Source organism: Clostridium chromiireducens, from assembly GCF_003575225.1.
In the GTDB taxonomy this organism is placed as follows: Bacteria; Bacillota; Clostridia; order Clostridiales; family Clostridiaceae; genus Clostridium; species Clostridium chromiireducens.
Window position 1 is genome coordinate 707,031 of the sequence record NZ_QXDJ01000002.1, and the last position, 21,316, is coordinate 728,346.

Below are 21,316 nucleotides of genomic sequence, written 5' to 3' on the forward strand. Positions count from 1 at the left end.
CCTAGTTTATCAATACTTTTAATGGAGTATATTTACAATATCTTATACAGTTTATATGCTTAAAATACAAAAGACATAAATATTTAAGAAGGCTTTAGTGAAATACTTAAAGTGATGGCAAAACAAAGAAATAGAATACATATATGTGGAGTCAGGCATTGAAAAATAAGCTGCTGGAATATCTTAATGGGAAGTTGTTCCGCTTTTGCTTGTCCTATGCTTGTCAAAGGAGCATGCGGAAGTGGTGCAACTTTCCATTTAGATATTCCCAGCGAAATTTTTCACAGTCCTGTGGAACATATATGTATTCTATTTCGGTTGGTTACGACTCACTTTGAGTGTTTCACAATATTCATAAAAAATGGAGGTATTTATTGTGATTAAAAGAGGTAGAAGACTTAGAGTTAATGCTGCCATTCGAGATATGGTTAGAGAAACAACTTTAGATTCAAAGGATTTTATTTATCCTATTTTCGTTGTTGAAGGAGAAAATATAAAAAATGAAATATCATCATTGCCTGGAGTTTATCATTATTCGGTAGACAAATTGTTTGAAGTAGTTGAGGAAGTTAGAGAAGCAGATATTTCTGGAATACTTCTTTTTGGAATACCAGATCATAAAGATGAATGTGGTTCTGAAAGCTATAATGATGATGGAATTGTTCAACAAGCAATAAGAGAAATAAAGAAACTTGATAAAGATTTACTTGTTATCACTGATGTATGTATGTGTGAATATACTTCTCATGGGCATTGTGGAATAATTCATGATGAATATGTAGATAATGATGAAACTTTACAATATTTAAATAAGATAGCAGTATCTCATGCGAAGGCTGGTGCAGATATTATAGCGCCTTCTGACATGATGGATGGAAGAATTGAATCATTAAGGCAGGCTTTAGATAAGAGCAATTTTAAAAATGTTAGTATAATGAGCTATTCAGCTAAGTACTGCTCAGCTTATTATGGACCATTTAGAGATGCTGCAAACTCAGCACCGCAATTCGGAGATAGAAAGACATATCAAATGGATCCAGGAAATAGAATGGAAGCTATTCGTGAAACTCAAATGGATATAGAAGAGGGCGCAGATTTTATAATGGTTAAGCCAGCTCTTTCATATCTAGATATAATTAGAGATTGCAGGGAAAATTTTAACTTACCTCTTGTTGCATATAATGTGAGCGGAGAGTATGCTATGATTAAGGCGGCTGGAAAGCTTGGAGTTATTGATGAAGAAAAAGTAATGATGGAAACTTTAACTTCTATTAAGAGAGCTGGAGCTGATATAATTATTACTTACCATGCTTTAGAGGCGGCAAAAATTTTAAATAGATAACAATTTAAATATTTAAATATAAAAAACATAACTATAAAACAATAAAAATATGAATATATATAAATATTTATAGATTTTATGCGGGCTAAGGAGATATTATTATGAAAAATATTGATATATTTAGAGAATCGAAACAGTATATGCCTGGTGGAGTTAACAGTCCAGTTAGGGCTTTTAGGGGAGTAAAGATAAATCCACCTATTATAAAGTCTGGAAAAGGTGTAGTAATTAAAGATGAAGAAGATAACGAGTATATAGATTTTGTGTTGGCTTGGGGACCATTAATCCTTGGTCACTGTGATGAAGATGTTGTAGAAGCGATTAAGGAAGTAAGCTCAAAGGCTTTAGCTTTTGGAGCGCCAACAAAATTAGAATTAGATTTGGCTAAGTTTATGTGCACTAGTTTAGATAATATCGAAATGATTAGAATGGTTAACTCAGGAACAGAAGCTACTATGAGCGCGGTAAAGCTTGCAAGGGGATATACTAATAGAAAAAGAATAGTTAAATTTGCAGGATGCTACCATGGGCATTTCGATGGATTTTTAATTGAAGCAGGCTCAGGTGTAATTACTGGAGGGATACCAGGTTCACTTGGTGTTCCAACTGAAAGTATAGAAAATACTTTAATTGGTATATATAATGATAAAGAACAAATTACAGAATTATTTAAGAAATATGGTAATGAAATTGCTGGTGTTATTATTGAACCTGTAGCTGGAAATATGGGAGTAATAAAAGCAGAAGATGATTTTATGGAAACATTAAGAGAACTTTGCGACGAATATGGGTCATTATTAATATTTGATGAAGTTATGAATGGTTTTAGGGTTGCATTTAAAGGTGCGCAATCTTTATTTAAGGTAAAACCGGATCTAGTTACATATGCAAAAATTATGGGTGGTGGACTACCATGTGGAGCATATGGAGGAAGAAGAGAAATAATGGAGAATTTAGCGCCTTTAGGAGGAGTATATCAGGCAGGTACAATGTCAGGAAATCCTATAGTTATGGCTGCGGGGCTTGCAACTTTAGCTAAACTAAAAAATAACTTAGACTATTATAATCATATTGAAAATATAGGAGCTAAACTTCAAGAAGGAATATTAAAAATATCGCAAAAATATAATCTTCCAGTAGTAATGAATAGAGTTGGAGGAATGATGACAATATTCTTTAGTAACTTAAAAGAAGTTAGAACTTATGATGATGTAAAAACTTGTGATGTTGAGAGATTTAATCGATACTTTGAGCACATGCTTAAGAGTGGTATAAATATACCTCCTTCACAATTTGAAGCACTGTTTTTAAGTGTTAAGCATGAAGAAAACCATATTAATACATTCTTAAATACTTTCGAGAAATTTGCTGCAAGTGAAGTTTAACAAGTTTATATAAAATGATGTATAGTATTTAGCATAATATAAAACCTATAAAAGGAATGAACTACATATGAATAAAATTAATTATCAAAAGGAATTAGACTCCCTAATAGAAAATTTGGTTAAAGAAGAAAAAGTTCCAACTTTGTTACTGCATAGCTGCTGTGCTCCTTGTAGCAGCTATGTACTGGAATATTTATCTCAGTATTTCAGCATAACAATTTTCTTTTATAATCCAAATATATATCCATTAGAAGAATTCTCGCGAAGAGTAGCAGAACAAAAGGGACTTATATCTGAACTTAAAGTTAAACATGAAATAATGTTTATAGAAGGTAGATATGATACTGAAAACTTTTATAAGATATCAAAGGGATTAGAACAGGAAAAAGAAGGTGGTGCAAGATGTTTTAAGTGTTATGAATTAAGACTTAAAGAAGCAGCACTTATTGCAAGTGAAAAAAGTTATGATTATTTTACTACTACCTTATCTATAAGCCCACATAAGAATGCACAAAAGCTAAATGAAATAGGAAAAATTTTAAGTGAAGAATATGGAGTTAAATACTTATATTCAGATTTTAAAAAGAAAGAAGGATATAAACGTTCTATTGAGTTATCTAAAGAATATAACTTATATAGACAAGATTATTGTGGATGCGTTTTTTCTTATAATGAGAGGATTAATTCAGATGATACAATGGTATAAAGAATATTAATATGAATTTTTAAAACATAATACATATAGCAATATCTTTTTTATCCGATAGATAGCATCCGTAAGACTTCATCTATATGAAACTCCAACTTAAAAGTTTCACTTTATAAATGTAATAAAAAATTTACAACAGATAAATACTTTTTATTATATAATAGTGTAAAGGAGAGGATTAATATGTCTGATAAAATCATAGACTTTAATGAATTGAAAAATAAAGTTAAAGATAAAGATATAGATAAATTTGAAGAGTATATTTATTCTATGTATTATAAATTAGCTGAAGGAAAAATGAACATGGCCGATTTCTCTAAAAATATAATGGCTTATATGGAAGAAAACAATATTTCACAAGATAAGCTTATTAATATTCAAAAAAAATTTTTAGAGAGATATGGATTAGATCCATCCATGATAGAACAACAGCTAAATATTCCGGGATTTGGTGCAAAAAGTTCAAATACTAATTATAGCACTATTAAAAAGACTATGGGTTTTCAAGAAAAATATAAGAGCAGAATATCAATTAAATCAATGTCAGAATACTTTATAAAAAATGAAAAAAATGATCTTAAAATATTCCTAGAAAACGAAGAGGTATTCTTAATAAGTGAGAAGAATATAGATTTAAATGATACTGAATTAAATGAATTTTTATGTTCATATAAAAAAGTAATTGAAGATAAGAAAATAAATATAGTTTTATGTGAAAATACGAAAAGTTATGAGTACTAAAAATATGTTAAAGTTTTGACCTTAAATGGTAAAAAAGTGCAGCACAAGAATCTAAAATTAAGATTTTTGTACTGCATTTTTCACTTTATAATGGAGAATTGAATATGACAAATTTCAATAATCCCTCAGAAATAGAAATAATATCATCATTTGATATAGTTGAAAGGTCATGAGCACTGCTATTTAAGGTGATAAGTTTAGCTTTCGCATTAACTTCAATACATTTATTATAAAGCTGTTTAGAACTTTCGTATGGAACCATAGCATCTGAATTACTGTGAATTATAAGTGTATTTGGATTTGTTGGATCAACATAGTTTATAGGGTTATATATTTTTTCTACACTTTCTTTATCTGTAATAGATGCAAAAATTTTTGATAAATCATAGTTTAAGCTTGTAGTATTTAAAAGAGTTAAATCAGTTGGACCTGCAAAGTCAATTAAGTATTTGACTTTTGATGGATAACTACTCAAATCTGTATCGTCTATAAATTCATTATTATCGCTATAGCTTGCCATAAGTGAAAGATGAGCGCCAGAAGAAACGCCGATAACCCCTATTTCATCTGTATTAAGGTTATAGGTAGATTTATTTTTATATACCCATCTTATTGTGTCTTTTACATCTGAAATTTGCTTGCTAAAGTTTTCCTTATTTCTCATAAGCTCGTATGAAGTACTTATAATTGTATATCCTTGTTCTCTGAATGTATCAAGAATTGGACTTATAGCCTCAGGAATACTTTTATCACCATAGGCCCAGCTTCCACCATGTACATATATAAGCACTGGAGAAGATTTATAAACTTGATTTATTGGCCCATAGATATCCAAGGATAAAGGCACTCCGTTTGTATTTTTGTAGACTACATCTTTATAATTCATAGAACTTGATGATTTATTCATAGTAAAGTCTTGAGTAGTCCATACATGATTTTTTAAGGAGATGTATTTATCAGCTATTCTGTAAGACAACATAATTCTCTTATAAAATACTATAGCTAAAACAATAATTGTAATAAATAAAATCAGAAAAAACATTTTAAAAAATTTCTTCATTAAAATATATGCCTAATATATAGAAATAAATATACTTATCCGATATCTAGCATCCGTAAAATCATATTTTTTTCAAATCGGAGATAACGGCTGCAAACTCACGGACATTGTGCCCTTTATGGGTATAAATTAAACAAAATTCAGCTGGAGTTAAAACTTCCACCTGAAAAGTTTTACTTTATTAGGCTTATCTCCTTTCTTATAAAATTTATAGAATATTAATAAATTTATATAATAATTAGCATTTATAAGTATTCTATATAATATTAATTACAAATTATTTTTTAGAACCACGCTAAACACTTTAATAGAGTTTGTATATGAATAATAATTTATACTATAAAATTATATCATAGGAAATTAGTAAAAATCGTAAATTAAGAATTTTGTAATATATTGAGAGACAATGGTGTTTTGCTAAGTAAATATATAATTAAAATAATATTTTATATTTATATGAATATTAATAATATATAAGAACAGAACAATTAGAATTAATCCTTTTGAAAGGAGATATTATGAACAATTCTTTTGATGTGCTTGTCTATTTAGATGAAAACTTAGTGAGAAATTTATCTTCACTAGTATTAACTGGATTTATAGAAACAATAACTAGAACTCAAGCCTTTGATAGGACTTTATCTGCAGGATATCATGAAGGTGACAGAATTGAAAGTTCTAATCAAGGTAGTATTTCAAGAATTGAAAGAAAAGGCTTTAGGGATAAAAATAAAATAAATGCAAATAATAACTTATTGAATCATCATGTGGATAAAGATATTGATGCAAAACAGTTCATAAGAGAAGAAAAACAGATTAAAACAACGTACACGACCTTTGTTTTAAATGGAAGTTTAATGGATTATTTTAATGAGCACAAACATCTACATCAGAAAAACGAAGATGATATTGAAAATAATAACATATATCCAGGTGATTTAATACAGCTTGAAGGAACTATTACCAATAAAGGTGTTCTGCCATTTATTGATACTTTAATAAATTTAATAACTATATTTGGAGATGATTATTTAAACACAGTGACCAAAGAGTGTGATGGGAAAATTGATTTTACTATGTTTTTAAAGATGTTAAACTATGTAAAAAGTATTTTGGCATATAATAATACGGTGGATCTAATAATGAAATGCGGGAATGGAACGGCAATTTTAACTGTAAATAAGGAAAACTTTATGAACAATAGATATAACGTTTTTGATAATGTTAATTGTCATTGTAAAGTAATCGGTAAGGTGATTAAAACATGTACAGAAGAATGTGACACTATAAGTTTATTGAGAAAAACAGGGCAGGAAGAATTTTATGAAAAGTTTTTTGAACAATGTAAACCTCTTTTAGAATGTTTAAGAAAGAATAATATTCTAGTACCGGAATTCCCCAATTTTAGAATAAATGAATGTGCAATACAAATTATGCCGTTAAACATTTACATGTAAAATTTTTATTATATTTAAAATGTATTTTGCAGAAAAACACTTGTATATCAATAGAATACATGATAATATATATTACAGGTGAAATATGTTTATAAATATTTAATTTTGTAAATATAAGTGGATATATATTCATATTTAATACAATTTTGAGGTGAGATTAAATGAAGTTTAGAAGTACTAGAGGCTTAGAGAAAGATATAGAATCTGCTAAAGCAATAATTAATGGAATTTCTAAAGATGGCGGGCTATATGTTCCAGATGGATTTCCTAAAGTATATGATAAATTAAAAAAAGATACACACATTAAATACGAAGATTTAGCATTTAAAGTTATCAATGAGTATTTTACAGACATTGATGATGCAGAATTAATGGGGGCAATTAATGATGCATATAATGATAGATTCAGTGTAGAAGTAAAAAATAACTTTTTGGAATTATATCATGGGCCAACTTGTGCATTTAAGGATGCAGCGCTGTTATTTCTGCCACAAATTATGAAAAGAGCTAAGAAAATTTGTGATGTTAAAGAAGATATAACAATTCTTACTGCAACGTCGGGAGACACAGGAAAAGCTGCACTTGAAGGATTTAAAGATGTTGAAGGCTTTAAAGTTGTAGTTTATTATCCTAAGAATGGAGTAAGTGCAATTCAAGAAAGACAAATGTCAAGTCAAGAAGGAAATAATGTTAAAGTCATTGGAATAAATGGCAATTTCGATGATGCTCAAACTGGAGTAAAAGAGATTTTTGGAGATAATGATTTTAGGGCAGGGCTAGCTCAAAAGGGATTTATCTTATCATCTGCAAACTCAATTAACATTGGAAGACTTGTGCCTCAAATAGTGTATTATTTTTATGGATATTTTAATTTAGTAAACCAAGGAGTAATACAAAAGGATGATTCTATAAATGTAGTAGTTCCAACAGGTAACTTTGGAAATATCTTGGCTGGATATTATGCTAAACAAATGGGACTGCCAATAGATAAATTTATATGTGCATCTAATGAAAACAAAGTTCTAACAGACTTCTTTGAAACAGGGGTGTATGATAAGAAGAGAGAACTTGTTTTAACAGAATCACCTTCAATGGATATACTTGTTTCATCTAATCTAGAAAGATTATTATTTGAAGCAAGTGGTAGAGATGCTGAAGTGGTTAGTGAGATGATGAACAACTTAAATACTAAAGGTGTTTATAAAGTAAATGAAAAAGTTAGAAATTTCATTAAAGAATTCTATGGAAATTTTGCAACAACAGAAGAAGTGTATGATGCTATAGAAGAAATATATAAAAAAGATAATTATTTAATGGACACTCATACAGCTGTAGCATATGTAGTTAAGAAGAAATATGTAGAAGAAACTAAAGACGACAAACCAACTTTAATACTATCAACTGCAAGTCCATACAAATTCCCAAGAAGTATTTGTAATGCACTTGATATAGATGTTGATGGAGTAGATGATTTTAAAGTATTAAATGAATTATCTAATTCAACAAACACTAAGATACCAAATAGCTTAAGTACTTTAGAAAATGCTAAGGTATTACATGATGAAGTTTGGGATAAGAGTGAGATGAGAAATGCTCTACTTTCTTACTTAAATTCATAGGGGATAATATATGATTAGAGTTAGAGTACCAGCTACATCAGCAAATATGGGACCTGGATTTGATTCATTAGGGATAGCATTAAATTTATATAATGATTTTGAATTCAGGGAATTAGAAGATGGTTTGAAGTTTAATGGAATGCCAGAGGAATTTTGTAATGAAGAAAATATTATTTATCAAGCAATGAAGCATTGTTTTGATAAAGCGGGCTATAAAATAAAAGGATTAGAAATAAGCGAAATTAAACAAGATGTACCAGTATCTAGAGGTCTTGGAAGTAGCTCTACATGTATAGTTGGGGGACTAGTAGGAGCTAACGAAATCTTGGGGAAGAAGTTTTCAGACGAAGAATTATTGGAGATGGCAGTAGAAATTGAAGGTCATCCAGATAATGTTGCACCAGCCTTGCTTGGGGGTATGGTTGTTGCAATAGTTGATGAAAACAAGACTTACTATGATAAAGTGAATGTTAAGGATGGAATCAAGTTTGTTTCAATTATTCCTGATTTTAGATTATCTACTGAGAAAGCAAGAAGCGTACTTCCAAAAGAAATAAGCTTAAAAGATGGAGTTTATAACGTCTCAAGGGCTGCTCTTATGGTATCTTGCTTCTGTAGTGGGAAATATGAATTAATAAAGTACGCATGTAAAGATGCCTTTCACCAAAATTACAGGAGTAAGTTAATTCCAGGTTTTGAAGAGGTGTATAATATGAGCTATGAATTAGGAGCATTGGCTTGTTACCTAAGTGGAGCAGGCCCAACAATCATGGCGATTATCGACGAAGGTGATGAGCGCTTTAGCAATAAGCTTAGAGAATTTTTAAGAATAAAAGGATTGGAATGGAATATATTAGAGTTATCTTTAGATAATGCGGGGGCAACCATTATAGAAGGTACAAAATAATGAGTGGAGATTACTTAGTTATAGATAAAAGGGTTTTACCTGACGTTTATGAAAAAGTTCTGTTTGCAAAAAAACTATTAAAAGATGGAAAGATAAAAGAAATAACAGAAGCTGTGAAAATAGCTGGCATAAGCAGAAGTGTATATTATAAATATAAAGACTTTGTATTTGATTTTTCTGAAACTTCGGAAGGAAGAAAAGTTACTTATAATATAATATTAAAAAATGAAAAGGGCGTTTTATCGAATATAAGTAATTATATAGCAGAAAAAGGCGGAGATATCTTGACAATAAATCAAGGTATACCGTTAAATGGATATGCTAATTTAAGTATAACAATAGATCTTTCAACAGTGGATGGCGACATAAAAATGTTAACAAGTGGTCTTCTTGACCTTAAAAATGTTGAAAAGGTTGAGTTTATAGGAATGGAGTAGCGAGGAGAAATCCTCGCTATTTTTATGTATACAACCATAATTGTGTGGTAATCTACCGAAATCAAATACATTTGTATTCCGCAGGACTTACGAAAATTTCGATGAAAACACTAAGAGGAAGGTTGCACCCACTTTAGCTTGCTCCAACCATTCGGTTAGACAAGCTAAAGTGGAACAACCTTCCTCTAAGTGTTTTTAGCATCGAAATTTTCTGATGCCTGCTTCACACAAATGTATTTGATTTCTGGTGTAGATATATTCTCAAATGTTAGTGTATACAAATAAATATGCTGCAGGCGAGCTCTAATATAGCGGCTGGATATTTATGTGCTCTTTAATACTGAGTAATATCGCCTAAACAAAAAATATATTTCTTCTTTTTAGCCTTAATATAATTAGTGTAATAAAAGGAATAATAAAAGTGACTCGTTTCTCATTTTTGTAGTCTAGCTTAATTTAATTTTATTTTTTGCTTTTTAGAAGATATTCAGCATAAATATTAATATCTTCAATTAAATTATCTATAATTGTGAGAGGCAAATCAATTCCTCAGAAAGAGTAAAAATAAGTTTACATCGGTCCTTAACAATAGATTTTTCTACGATTATGGTTGAAGTAATTCAAGAATTTTAAAGTATAATCCTTTATGAAATAAGTATTATTAAAATTATGTTATTACAATAAGTAGATTCTATTTATAAATAATGTTAAAAAGCTAATTTTATTATTTGTCTATTACTATTATATAAGTTATGATGTTATTATAATACAATATAAACGGTCGTTTAAGAATTATATGTAAATTGGTGAGATTGTAGTTTTATGATTAAGTATTTATAAAATATGCTATAATAAGAGTATATTGTTAAAATTATATAATGACAGTGATAATAACCATATAATGTATAATTAGGAACTAATATGGTTTTAGAAATATAATGAATATTTGACGGTTTTACGATTGAAACATTATATATAATTTAGAATTTTATAGTTTCTTATAAAAATTAATTTATTAGTGTTGGTTTTAACTATACTTTTAAAATTACTAATATAAAAAGTTGCTATTATATTTTATTGAATTGATATATAATCATAATAATTGATTTTTGCAGAGAAATAGGAGTAATAACGTATGAATAAAATTCCAATAGTGTCATTTTTTTCGGGTGCAGGATTTTTAGATTTGGGCTTTGAACTGGAAAATTTTGATGTAATGTGGTCTAATGAGATATCTAAAGATTTTTCCGAAATATATAGAGTTGGTATGTCAGCAGTTTTACAAAAGGAAATGAAAGTTATATCTAACGATTCAATTGCAGATTTGAATTTAAGAGATTTAAAAAGGCAGTTTAAATCTTCATGGTTAGATGATAATACAATTTGGGGAATAATTGGTGGTCCACCATGTCCAGATTTTTCAGTAGCTGGTAATCAATTGGGGGAAAAAGGTAAGAATGGAATTCTGTCTAGTGTTTATGTAGATACAATAATATATCTTCAACCAACATTTTTTGTCTTTGAAAATGTAAAAGGATTAATTACAACTAAAAAACATCGAGAGTATTTTTTAACATTAAAAGCTAAATTGGAAATGAGCGGATACATAGTTGATTTTAAAGTTCTAAATGCATTGGATTATGGAGTTCCACAAGATAGAGAACGTGTTATTTTAATTGGAATTGAGCAAGACTTCTTTAAAAATAATTCTCGATTAAATGAAAAAGATAAGTGGTTTCCTTGGTTAGAAGGAGTAAAGTATGAAAATGCTAAAGGAAAATTTTTATGGCCAGATAAGAATAAATTCGGCGATTTTATTCAAAAGCCCAAAGATATACCAAACGAACTAATGGTAGATTGGTGCTTAACCTTTGATGATAAAAAATCAAAAGTTGAAAATATTGAAGAGTATTTTAAGCCAAAATCAAAGAAATTCCATGAAATTGATGAGGGGGATACATGTAGAAAAAGTTTTAAGAGATTGCATAGGTATAGATTTAGCCCCACAGTGGCGTATGGTAATAATGAAGTTCATTTGCATCCAACTTTGCCAAGAAGACTAAGTATTCGAGAAGCACTAAGAATTCAATCAGTTCCAGATGAGTATATAATGCCACATAAAATGCCTTTAACTATAAAGTTTAAGGCTATTGGCAATGGAGTCCCGGTTCAAATGAGTAGAGCTATTGCTAAGGCACTAAATAAAATTTTGGAAAGGAAGTAAATCTAACATGTTTGATTTTGAATGTATTAAAAATGATTTGTACAAGTTGCCAGAGGATGAATTTATAATAAAATATTATTTTAGAACAGATAATTGGTATTTATCCGAGTATTTAGGATATAAACAAGATCAAATACATAAAATAAGTGATAATATAAAAGCTTTAATATCAAAAGAATTAGATATTGGATTTAATAATATAGTAACAATTGGGAGTAGTAAAATAGGATATAGTATTTCCCCTACGAAAAAGCTATTCCAAGAATTTAGGGTGGATGATGACGAGCATCCATCAGATATTGATATAGCTCTTATATCAAATGAAATATTTACTCAATTGTGGAGTGAATTTAGGGGAGTTCATTCAATAACATTTAATTATTCTTATAATAAAGTGGCAAAAGAAATATTTAGAGGTTTTGTAAATGATAAAACCTTTACTGAGATTGATGAAATTAGAAGTATGTGGAATCGTAAAGTTGATAAATTAAATGATAGTTTAGTATCAGATTTTGGGTTTGATCATCAAGTAAACTATAGAATTTATCGCAGTTTAAGAGACTTAATGGATTATCAAATAAGAGGATTAAGAGAAATAAAGGAGGGGAATTTAAATGGGGTTTGATTATATTAGGTCTGCTGTTAAATTAGCAGAAATAAGAAGTCAATTTAAAAGAGGGAAATTAGTGGTTGATACATCATATCAAAGAAGAAAAGTATGGTTGCCAGAAGATAAGATTAGATTGATAGAAACAATTACCTTAGGATACATAATTCCAGAGTTATTTTTTTGGGATGCTGCAACCGATCCGGAAACGGGGTTATCAATTACTCATATTGTAGATGGACAACAAAGAGTGAATGCAATTTTTGAATTTACAGAAGGTGCATACAAATTAAGTACAGATTGCCTCATTAGTGATGAGGCTAAAGAGAAATATGGAAATAAGTATTTTAATGATTTTAGCGAATCCGAAAAAATTGAATTTTGGAACTATCCACTATCAGTTGTACAAATTAACGAAGAATCTAAAGAACGTATAAAAATGATGTTCTATAGATTAAACTTAACAGATTATGATTTAAATGCACAAGAGAAAAGACATGGTACAAGTTGGGGGAAATTTGCAGATCTAACAACCGAAATTGCATCGTTAGAATTTTGGGAAAAATTTTCATTATTTAATTCTCAAGATATAAGACGAATGCGAGATAATGAATTTTGCGCTACATTAATTATATTGGCAAGAAAAGGTGTAATAGATCAAACAACTCAAAAAGCTATTAATGATGCTTATACAGACTATGCTGAAAATTATGAACAAATGGAAGCCGACAAAGCTGAAATCTTTGAATGGATGAAAATTGCAACAGAAATTTTTAATGAAAATAATCTGAAATTCTTTAGAAAAAAGACACAACTTTACACTTTGTTCTCATTAATAAGATATATGAGAAAGAATAATATTAAAATTACATCTGAAATACAAGATAAAATTGATTCCTTTATAACTCAATATAATGATTTTAAAAACGATTCTGGAAGTATTATTGAAGAAGGAAGTTATGAAGATAAGATAAGAATATATAAATTGGCTTCATCTGAGGGGGTTAACAAGCTTAGGAATCGAAATATTCGGCTAAAAGTTTTTAAAGAAATTATATCAGAGTAAATAGTTTATATTATTTTGTGAATAAGTTTAACTTTGTGGAGAAATATTACAAATAACAAAGAAAGAGAATTAGAAATTATAAAGATTCTCTTTTTTTTTATTACATTAATTTTAACAATATGTAGAGAATTCTTTTGGACAAAAAGTTCTATCTATCTGCTCAATAGGAATTAGAAGATTATAATTAATAGATAAATATGAGTTTAGAAACTATGATATAATTAATCCTCAATATAAACACCGCAAGTTTCAATATTTTTGAGGATGATTGACTAGAGAGGGAGTAGATTTATGTTTAGCAAGGGAGATTTCCATATTCACTCAAATTATTCTGATGGAAAGTGTAGTATTAACGGGCTATTAGATTTATATAAAAAGAGTGGGTATAATATAGCTTCTATAAACAGATAATGATACATTAGAAGGTTGCAAGGAAGCTATTGTATATGGCAAAGTAATAACAGGTATTGAAATAATCGAGTTTGCTAGGATAAAAGAACAAGGTAGTGAAAATCGTTGCAAAACAATTGTTAATAGTTTGGAAAAATTTTGGTATAAAAATAAATGGAGATGAATTATTGTCAAAGAATAATGGAATGATTGGAAGGCCTCATATAGCAAAAGAAATCATTAATGCAGGATATGAATTTAGTATGCATGAGATTTTTAATAAATATTTGGTGAATGGTAGCCCGGCATATATTCGAAGTTCTATTTTATCGGTGCAAGAAGGAGTAGATTTATTAAGAAATAATAATGCAACTGTAGTATTGGCGCATCCTATATTGATTAGAAAAACGAAAATAGAAGATTTATTGACTAATTTTAAATTTGATGAAAGCTATATATAGATTTAATTCACAAGACGATAATTCTAAATTTCTAGACATATGCGAACAACATAAACTTTTAATTACTGGAGGTTCAGATTTTCATGATTTTAATACATTGAATCATTCTAATAGAATGGATATATCTTTAGATAAATAGAACTATAGAAGCTCTAGTTAAATTCGTTGGAAGTAAATGGTGTTTATTCTTTATTTACTACACATCTTTCTTCATAAAATCTCATTAGTAACATATTTATTTAGATTTTCTAATATAAATCTGGTAGAGGTGATGAGATGTCTATCGATTTTAGAAAAAGAATACATAAGTTAGCAAGGTCAAATTCTGAGGTGCCTAAATTAGAGGAAGAATTAAGAAATATGAATAAATTAGAAGAACTCTTAGAGTTAGCGGAAATTATAATCGCAGAAGGAGGAGCAAATTACGTACCTATAAAATTATATATTAATTCACTAGGACAAATAGTGCGAGATAGACTTATTATGAAAATGTATTTAGGAGAAGAAGTTGATTTTATAGAAAGTATATTTAATGATTTAGGATTTAGATTAAGAAAATATTTTGATAGAGATCTTTTAAATGAAGAAGAGAAAATGATAGATATATCTTTAGATAATGATATGGCTATCCCTATTGCAGGGGATAGAAAAAGATTTGCAAAGAGATTAGCTAAGGATACTAGAGGAAATAGAAGTTCATTTTTTTATAACCATAATGATTACAAGGCACACTTATTTCTACCTATTAATATAGCCATAATTTATTATGGAAATCACTCGTTATTAGCAGGGATTTTAAAAAAAGAAGGTAAAATAAAGTCTGACTATGTTTTTGATATGGGTAATAAATATGATGAAATTAAATTTGATGGAACATACTATAGAGAGATTAAGACAAATGAAATTATATATAGAGTGAAAAATTTTGAATTGGGAGTTATTTTTGAGATAGGAAGAATGTTAAAACAATATAATATACATTTATGATTGGTAAAGTTTGTGATAATCAATTAACGTACACATGAAAAAGTTAAGCTCATATGCTATTTATTAATAACAAATAACATAAATTATCATAATATACTATTAGAAATGTATCAAAATACAAAGGAGTAAAAAAATGCAAAATAGAACTCGTATCAGAAGATACAGACCAGGCAATCCAAATCAAATTGCAAATACAGCCGGAGCTGCTAGAGGACCTTATTGTAGGGGGAATGGACCTTTTTCAGATACATTAGCAGACACTTATGATCAAGGATATAGAGATGGGTATAGTGAGGGATTTAACGACGGAAGAGTTAGAGGTTGCAATGAATGTTATACTCAAGGTGTAAAAGCTGGGTATGTTTTAGCAAAGCAAGAAATCTTAAAAGGTATATGCATGAGAAAATGTCGTAGGTCCAGATGTTGTTGCTAATTTATGGCTGAAGAAGTATATTAGTTCTTAAGTTAGGACTGTCAAATAAGATAATTTCTCTATAAGTTTTAAAAAATTTTTGATAGACTTGATTCGATGATTGATTAGTAGATGATGTAAAGTAAAAATGAATAAGAATATCAATAATGAAACTATAAGCAAGGTTGAACATGTGTGTGAAAACTTGCTTATAGTTTTTTATTAACTTAAAAAAAGTATTGATTACTGTGGGAGAGTTTATAAATTGTTTATATTTCTTTTATAAAAAGATTACACCTACTATTTATAATGCAATTAAGCTATTAGTTAATAAACTTTTTTTGACATTCGACATGGTTAATAGCTGAAAAAATAAAGGGAGATGTAAACTATGAAAAGTAAGAAAATAAAGACCATAGTTATAACTGCATTAACAGGATGTATGTTATTAGCAGTTACTGTATCAGCATCTGCAAGTGGAGCATCAGGGTATGAAACTTATAAAAGTGCAGTAAGAGAACTAGTTACGACTAGAAATGCTACATTTTCAACTTCTTTTGAGGTAAAGGATAACGGAAATACTGATATTTCAGGAAATAGTGTAGAAAAACTTGAAGGTACCAACAGTTCTTCAAATATTGAGGTGAAAATTGGTGATGTCACTAAGGATACTGAAACAAGTAGAGTAGATGGCAAGATTGTTATTAAAGAAGGGGATAATTATTATTCTATGGGGAATAGCGCCAAGGGTAATATTGGAAGAGGAAACAGAAAAATTGATGCTTCATCTAGTAGGGCAAAACTCGGAGAAATGGTTCTTGATACATTAGTTGGAGATGTTAAAAATCAATTTGTTGTAGATGGAGATGAAATTAGTGTAAAACTAGAGGGTGCACAAATTCCTGAACTTGCTAAACTAGCAATCTCAGCTGCTGTTGAGGAGCAGAATGATAAAAAAAGTTATAACAAGGGTGAATTTGCAAACGATGAACTAAGAAAAGCAATAAGTGATATACCAACTTTAAAAAATGTAGATATAAAATCATTAAGTCTGACTGCAAAAGTAGATGGAAATACACTATCTGAAAATGATGTAAAAGTAGTAATTACTGGAGAAGATGAAAAAGGAGTTTCACATGAATTTGAACTATCTGTTAATACTGCAGTTAGCAATGTAAATTCTACAAAAGCTGATTCAATTGACACAACAGGTAAACAAGTTCAAACAATGGAAAATAAACGATCAAAATAAAAATAAATATAGAATATAAAAGATATATTTTAATCATATATCTTAAATTGACTATTTAGTAATTTTGTTGTATGACAAATATTTTAAAGTTACAATTCTGTCTCAAAATTAATATTGTAAGGGAAACAACTTTATATTCTTAAAGTTTTTTGGAAATATAGCTTGACTTGATTTTGAGACAGTAAATCCTAAAATGAGGAGGAATTATTATGGAGCCGATACTTGAAGTTAATAATTTAACGAAGAACTATAAAAATGGCCGCGGAATTAGTGATATATCCTTTAAAATTGAAAAGGGAGATATTTTTGGGTTACTGGGTCCAAATGGATCAGGAAAAACAACTACTATGAAAATTATCACTGGCTTGTCATATGCAGATAAAGGCAGTGTTCAAATATTAGGAAAAGATATTATGGAGGAAAGTTCAAAAGAGATAGGGTGTCTTATTGAAGCCCCAGCTATATATGAGTATCTTACGGCTAAGGAAAATTTAAAATTGGCAGCAAATTATTATTCAGGAATAAAAGATCCGAGAATAGATGATATTCTTACACAGACTGGACTAATAAAATATGCAAATGAGAAAGTGAAAAATTTTTCTCTTGGGATGAAGCAGAGATTAGGTCTTGCACTAGCACTGTTAGCTAGACCTAAGCTAGTAATCTTAGATGAACCTACTAATGGATTAGATATTGAAGGAACTGTAGAAATTAGGGAAATAATAATTAAGCAATCAAAGTTAGGAATAACATTCTTAGTTTCTAGTCATATTGCTCACGAGATAGAGTTAATGTGTAATAAAGTTGGTATAATTAAAGAAGGAAAGTTATTAAATATATCATTAATGAAGGACGCACTTAGTGAATGCGAAACTTTAGAAAAATATTTTCTTAGTCAAGTTGTAGAAAAGGAGGAGGATGTATGAGTTCAGTGAAAGCAGGTATAATTAGCGAAAGCACTAAGTTATTTAAGAGAACTAAGTATAAAGTATTACTAATCTGTATTGAATTATTAGTTATATTTATAGGAATTATAAGTAATTTTACAGAAGGACATATTAATGTTTCATTATCTAGTTTTGAATTAAACATATTATCAATATTCACTAATATATTAATCCCATTAATTGTTTTTATGGCAGTTGCAGATTTATTTGCAGCAGAACAAGAAAATGGAACTATTAAAGCTGTAATAACAAGGCCTATAAGTAGATATGAAATTCTTGTGTCTAAGATGATATCGATTCTGATTTACGTAATATGCGTATTAATGATAACATTTATTATAAGTTCAGTCATTGGAGTATTATTCGGAAGAACGCAGGTGATAAATATTCCAGGGATTTTTGCAGCGTATATAATTTCCATACTACCATCAATTCCAATAATCTTTCTTTCCATATTAATATCTCAATTGTCAAAAAGCAGTACTTCTTCAGTAATGCTTTCAGTATTAATTTATATCATAATAATGGCTTTGGGGTTAATATTTCCATCAATATCTTCCGTTTTATTTACTTCATACACAAATTTATATAAGTTTTTTATTGGATCTCAAATGCCAGTAAAGTCGATACTGACAGTTATTGGATTATTATCAGGATACTCCTTAATTTTCTTTTCAGGTGCATATGCATTGTTTGAAAAAAGGGAATATTAGATAGTTATAGGTTACTTCTTGATTTTGAAAGAATTAAGGAAAAACAAACAGAAAGTGAAGTGTCATAAGATAAATTAGGGGGTATCTTGTTATGATGATAAAAAAACGTCTTATTATCTCCAATATTTTAATGTTGATAGTTCCAGCGATATTAATTGTAGTAATTGCCGGAGGTGTCCTAGAAGGATTTACGGAGATATATGGAAAGAAGATAAGGGGATTAAATGATGAAAACGGAACTTATTTTGTACAGAGGGCTATAAGTTCATATAGCAAAAGTTTAAAAAATATTGATATGAGAGAGGAAGGTTTTGAAAAGTTTGGAGAAACCTTAAATGATGCGGGGTATAATTTATTAGTTACAAGCAATGAAAATACTATCTTCTCAAATTTGACTGATGAAGATAGAGATTCTATTTCTAAATTACAAAGTGATATAATTTCTTCATCAGATTCAATGGTACTTGAAGTAAATTCGGTAAGTTTAATTAAAAATACTATTACAAAAAATAATAAAAGCATTACTTTACTTGCTGTTAAGTCAAATAATATCATCAATAAAGACCATATGAGAACTGAAGTAAGATCTTTCTTTGTTAGTTATATGGGAATTGTATTTATTATAGCATTACTTATCATTATATTTACAAATGGCATTTTATCATCCCGTGTAGCTAAAAGTGTGATTAAACCTTTAGAATTATTAAGTTATGGCGCGGGGCAAATAGAAGAGGGTAATCTCGATTTTAAAATGAATTACGAAGGAAATGATGAATTTGCAAAAGTTTGTTCAGATTTTGATAAAATGCGGATTAGATTACAGGAATCTGTTCATATGCAGCTAAAATATGAAGAAAATAGAAAAGAGTTAGTGGCAGGAATATCACATGATTTGCGTACACCGTTAACAACAATTAAGGGGTATATAAAAGGGTTAAAAGATGGAGTGGCGAATACACCTGAAAAACGTGAAAGGTATCATGAAATTATATATAATAAAGCTTGTGATATGGATATGTTGGTAGATAAATTATTTCTATTTTCTAAGCTAGATACAGGAAAATTTCCATTTCATTTTGAAATAGTAAACTGTATCGACTTCTTTCAAAGTTTCTTTGTTAATGCTGTAGACGAATTTAAAGGGAAAGGACTTAATTTATCTTATGAAAATAGTTGTGACAATAATATTTTAATCAGTATTGATATTGAAGAAATGAATAGAGTGCTAGTTAACATACTTGAAAATAGCGTAAGGTATAAAACAAAGGAATGTGGGAACGTGAATATTATAATAGATCAGAAAGAAGAGAATATTATCTTGAAAATTAAGGATGATGGGCCAGGGGTTTTAGAAGAAAATCTTAATCGTTTATTTGTTAGCTTCTATAGGGAGGACTCTGCTAGAACTAATCCAGGTCAAGGCAGTGGTCTTGGACTGTCTATATCTGAGTATATAGTAAGAGCACATGGCGGTACAATATCAGCTGAAAATATAAATGGATTAGCAATTATTATAACGCTACCAATAAGTAACTATGAAGGATCTATTTACGAAGGTTAGCAAATAATTTGGAGTAAATACCGTGATGGGGGAAGAGAAAATGAGAAAAATTTTAATTATTGAAGATGATAGGCTTATTGCAGAATTAGAGAGAGACTATTTGGAGATAAATGGATTTGAAACTGAAATTGCAGAAAACGGAGATAAGGGATTAGAACTTGCATTAAATAAGGAATTTGATTTAATTCTTTTAGATTTAATGCTGCCTATTAAGGACGGATTTCAACTTTGCAGAGAAATAAGAAATTGCAAAGAAATACCTATTTTAATGGTCACAGCAAAAAAAGAATCAATAGATAAAATAAGAGGGCTTGGACTTGGAGCAGATGATTATATAGTTAAGCCGTTTGATCCAAGTGAGCTAGTGGCTAGAGTAAATGCTCACCTTTCACGTTATGATAGATTAACATCAATAGATAAAAAGAATGAATCGTCAGAGCTTGGAACCATAACATTTGGAAGATTGAAGATTTTAACAAAAGCTTGGAGGGTATATGTTGATGAAAAAGAAGTGAAATTTACGAATAAGGAATTTGAATTATTATTATTTTTAGCAACTAATCCCAATATAGTATTTTCAAAAACAGCTCTATTGGACAGAATATGGGGATTTGATTCTTATGCAGATGTTGCGACAGTAACTGTTCATATCAATAGAATAAGAGAGAAGATTGAGGGAGAAAATAATAATATAAAGTTAATTGAAACTGTATGGGGAGCTGGTTATAGATTTAAAATATAATTTTTTTATAATTTGAGAATTTATTAAAACTAAGTATAATTAATGTTTGGAAATTATATACCTAATAGGGCTTGATTAACGAGCTCTATTTTTTGCTTTAATAATTTTAAAATAAAATTTAGTTATAGGTTGAATCAATAATTGCGTAGAATAAACTTTTTACTAAAGTAAATACTAAAATAGAAAGTGAGATTAATAAACAAAACTATATGTGTTTATATAGTGAAAACTGCAAATGAATGGAACAAATAAGTTTTATATGACTGAAACTAATTGTAAGTATATAATTTGTATATT

21 protein-coding genes are annotated in these 21,316 nt (G+C 28.9%); 20 read left to right on the forward strand and 1 reads right to left on the reverse strand.

Going from position 1 to position 21,316, the window contains the following annotated elements; all coding sequences use genetic code 11:
- Positions 1-376 precede the first annotated feature (376 nt).
- The 4 genes from hemB to D2A34_RS08585 all read left to right on the forward strand — a co-directional run bounded on the left by hemB (position 377) and on the right by D2A34_RS08585 (position 4,177).
- On the forward strand, positions 377-1,342 hold the full coding sequence (hemB, locus tag D2A34_RS08570; protein ID WP_119366338.1) for a porphobilinogen synthase: 966 nt from the start codon (positions 377-379) through the stop codon (positions 1,340-1,342).
- 101 nt (positions 1,343-1,443) lie between these two features.
- Positions 1,444-2,727 (forward strand): glutamate-1-semialdehyde 2,1-aminomutase, encoded by a 1,284-nt coding sequence (gene hemL, locus D2A34_RS08575; protein WP_119366339.1) that lies wholly within the window; start codon positions 1,444-1,446, stop codon positions 2,725-2,727.
- Between the two features lie 67 nt (positions 2,728-2,794).
- Positions 2,795-3,433, forward strand: coding sequence for an epoxyqueuosine reductase QueH (locus D2A34_RS08580; RefSeq protein ID WP_119366340.1), 639 nt, complete (start codon positions 2,795-2,797; stop codon positions 3,431-3,433).
- A gap of 186 nt (positions 3,434-3,619) precedes the next feature.
- Positions 3,620-4,177: a DUF3867 domain-containing protein gene (locus D2A34_RS08585; RefSeq protein ID WP_119366341.1), complete on the forward strand. Its 558-nt coding sequence runs from the start codon at positions 3,620-3,622 to the stop codon at positions 4,175-4,177.
- Positions 4,178-4,262: 85 nt separating this feature from the next.
- Here the strand turns inward: D2A34_RS08585 and D2A34_RS08590 are convergent, their stop codons facing one another.
- On the reverse strand, positions 4,263-5,237 hold the full coding sequence (locus D2A34_RS08590) for an alpha/beta hydrolase (RefSeq protein ID WP_119366342.1): 975 nt from the start codon (positions 5,235-5,237) through the stop codon (positions 4,263-4,265).
- A 518-nt stretch (positions 5,238-5,755) separates the two neighbouring features.
- Here D2A34_RS08590 and D2A34_RS08595 point away from each other — a divergent pair.
- From D2A34_RS08595 to D2A34_RS08665, 16 genes are all read left to right on the forward strand, one after another.
- Positions 5,756-6,694, forward strand: a complete 939-nt coding sequence (locus D2A34_RS08595; protein ID WP_119366343.1) for a DUF6414 family protein — start codon at positions 5,756-5,758, stop codon at positions 6,692-6,694.
- A gap of 161 nt (positions 6,695-6,855) precedes the next feature.
- Entirely contained in the window at positions 6,856-8,313 is a 1,458-nt protein-coding gene (gene thrC, locus D2A34_RS08600; protein ID WP_119366344.1) for a threonine synthase, read from the forward strand.
- 10 nt (positions 8,314-8,323) lie between these two features.
- Complete coding sequence (thrB, locus tag D2A34_RS08605) at positions 8,324-9,220, forward strand: homoserine kinase (protein ID WP_079442435.1); 897 nt, start codon at positions 8,324-8,326, stop codon at positions 9,218-9,220.
- Entirely contained in the window at positions 9,220-9,657 is a 438-nt protein-coding gene (locus D2A34_RS08610) for an ACT domain-containing protein (protein WP_079442436.1), read from the forward strand. Before thrB ends, D2A34_RS08610 begins: the two co-directional genes overlap by 1 nt.
- A 1,135-nt stretch (positions 9,658-10,792) precedes the next feature.
- Positions 10,793-11,881, forward strand: a complete 1,089-nt coding sequence (locus tag D2A34_RS08615; RefSeq protein ID WP_119366345.1) for a DNA cytosine methyltransferase — start codon at positions 10,793-10,795, stop codon at positions 11,879-11,881.
- Positions 11,882-11,888: 7 nt separating this feature from the next.
- Complete coding sequence (locus D2A34_RS08620; RefSeq protein ID WP_119366346.1) at positions 11,889-12,506, forward strand: hypothetical protein; 618 nt, start codon at positions 11,889-11,891, stop codon at positions 12,504-12,506.
- Positions 12,496-13,554 (forward strand): DUF262 domain-containing protein, encoded by a 1,059-nt coding sequence (locus tag D2A34_RS08625; protein WP_119366347.1) that lies wholly within the window; start codon positions 12,496-12,498, stop codon positions 13,552-13,554. Before D2A34_RS08620 ends, D2A34_RS08625 begins: the two co-directional genes overlap by 11 nt.
- A gap of 506 nt (positions 13,555-14,060) precedes the next feature.
- On the forward strand, positions 14,061-14,405 hold the full coding sequence (locus tag D2A34_RS08630) for a PHP domain-containing protein (RefSeq protein ID WP_119366348.1): 345 nt from the start codon (positions 14,061-14,063) through the stop codon (positions 14,403-14,405).
- Positions 14,389-14,544 carry a PHP domain-containing protein gene (locus tag D2A34_RS26625; protein ID WP_182629326.1) on the forward strand — a complete coding sequence of 52 codons (156 nt, stop codon included), beginning with the start codon at positions 14,389-14,391 and terminating at the stop codon, positions 14,542-14,544. The genes D2A34_RS08630 and D2A34_RS26625 overlap by 17 nt, the downstream gene beginning before the upstream one ends.
- Before the next feature lie 137 nt (positions 14,545-14,681).
- Positions 14,682-15,392: a DUF6710 family protein gene (locus D2A34_RS08635; RefSeq protein ID WP_119366349.1), complete on the forward strand. Its 711-nt coding sequence runs from the start codon at positions 14,682-14,684 to the stop codon at positions 15,390-15,392.
- Between the two features lie 133 nt (positions 15,393-15,525).
- The gene (locus D2A34_RS08640; RefSeq protein WP_079440536.1) at positions 15,526-15,825 is read left to right on the forward strand and encodes a FliH/SctL family protein; all 300 of its coding nucleotides are present in this window, start codon (positions 15,526-15,528) and stop codon (positions 15,823-15,825) included.
- Positions 15,826-16,195: 370 nt separating this feature from the next.
- The gene (locus D2A34_RS08645; RefSeq protein WP_119366350.1) at positions 16,196-17,056 is read left to right on the forward strand and encodes a hypothetical protein; all 861 of its coding nucleotides are present in this window, start codon (positions 16,196-16,198) and stop codon (positions 17,054-17,056) included.
- Positions 17,057-17,265: 209 nt separating this feature from the next.
- Positions 17,266-17,982, forward strand: a complete 717-nt coding sequence (locus tag D2A34_RS08650) for an ABC transporter ATP-binding protein (RefSeq protein WP_119366351.1) — start codon at positions 17,266-17,268, stop codon at positions 17,980-17,982.
- Positions 17,979-18,716, forward strand: coding sequence for an ABC transporter permease (locus tag D2A34_RS08655; RefSeq protein ID WP_119366352.1), 738 nt, complete (start codon positions 17,979-17,981; stop codon positions 18,714-18,716). Before D2A34_RS08650 ends, D2A34_RS08655 begins: the two co-directional genes overlap by 4 nt.
- 91 nt (positions 18,717-18,807) lie before the next feature.
- Positions 18,808-20,277, forward strand: a complete 1,470-nt coding sequence (locus D2A34_RS08660) for a sensor histidine kinase (protein ID WP_119366353.1) — start codon at positions 18,808-18,810, stop codon at positions 20,275-20,277.
- Positions 20,278-20,317: 40 nt separating this feature from the next.
- Positions 20,318-21,019 carry a response regulator transcription factor gene (locus D2A34_RS08665; protein ID WP_119366354.1) on the forward strand — a complete coding sequence of 234 codons (702 nt, stop codon included), beginning with the start codon at positions 20,318-20,320 and terminating at the stop codon, positions 21,017-21,019.
- The last annotated feature ends 297 nt before the right edge of the window (positions 21,020-21,316 follow it).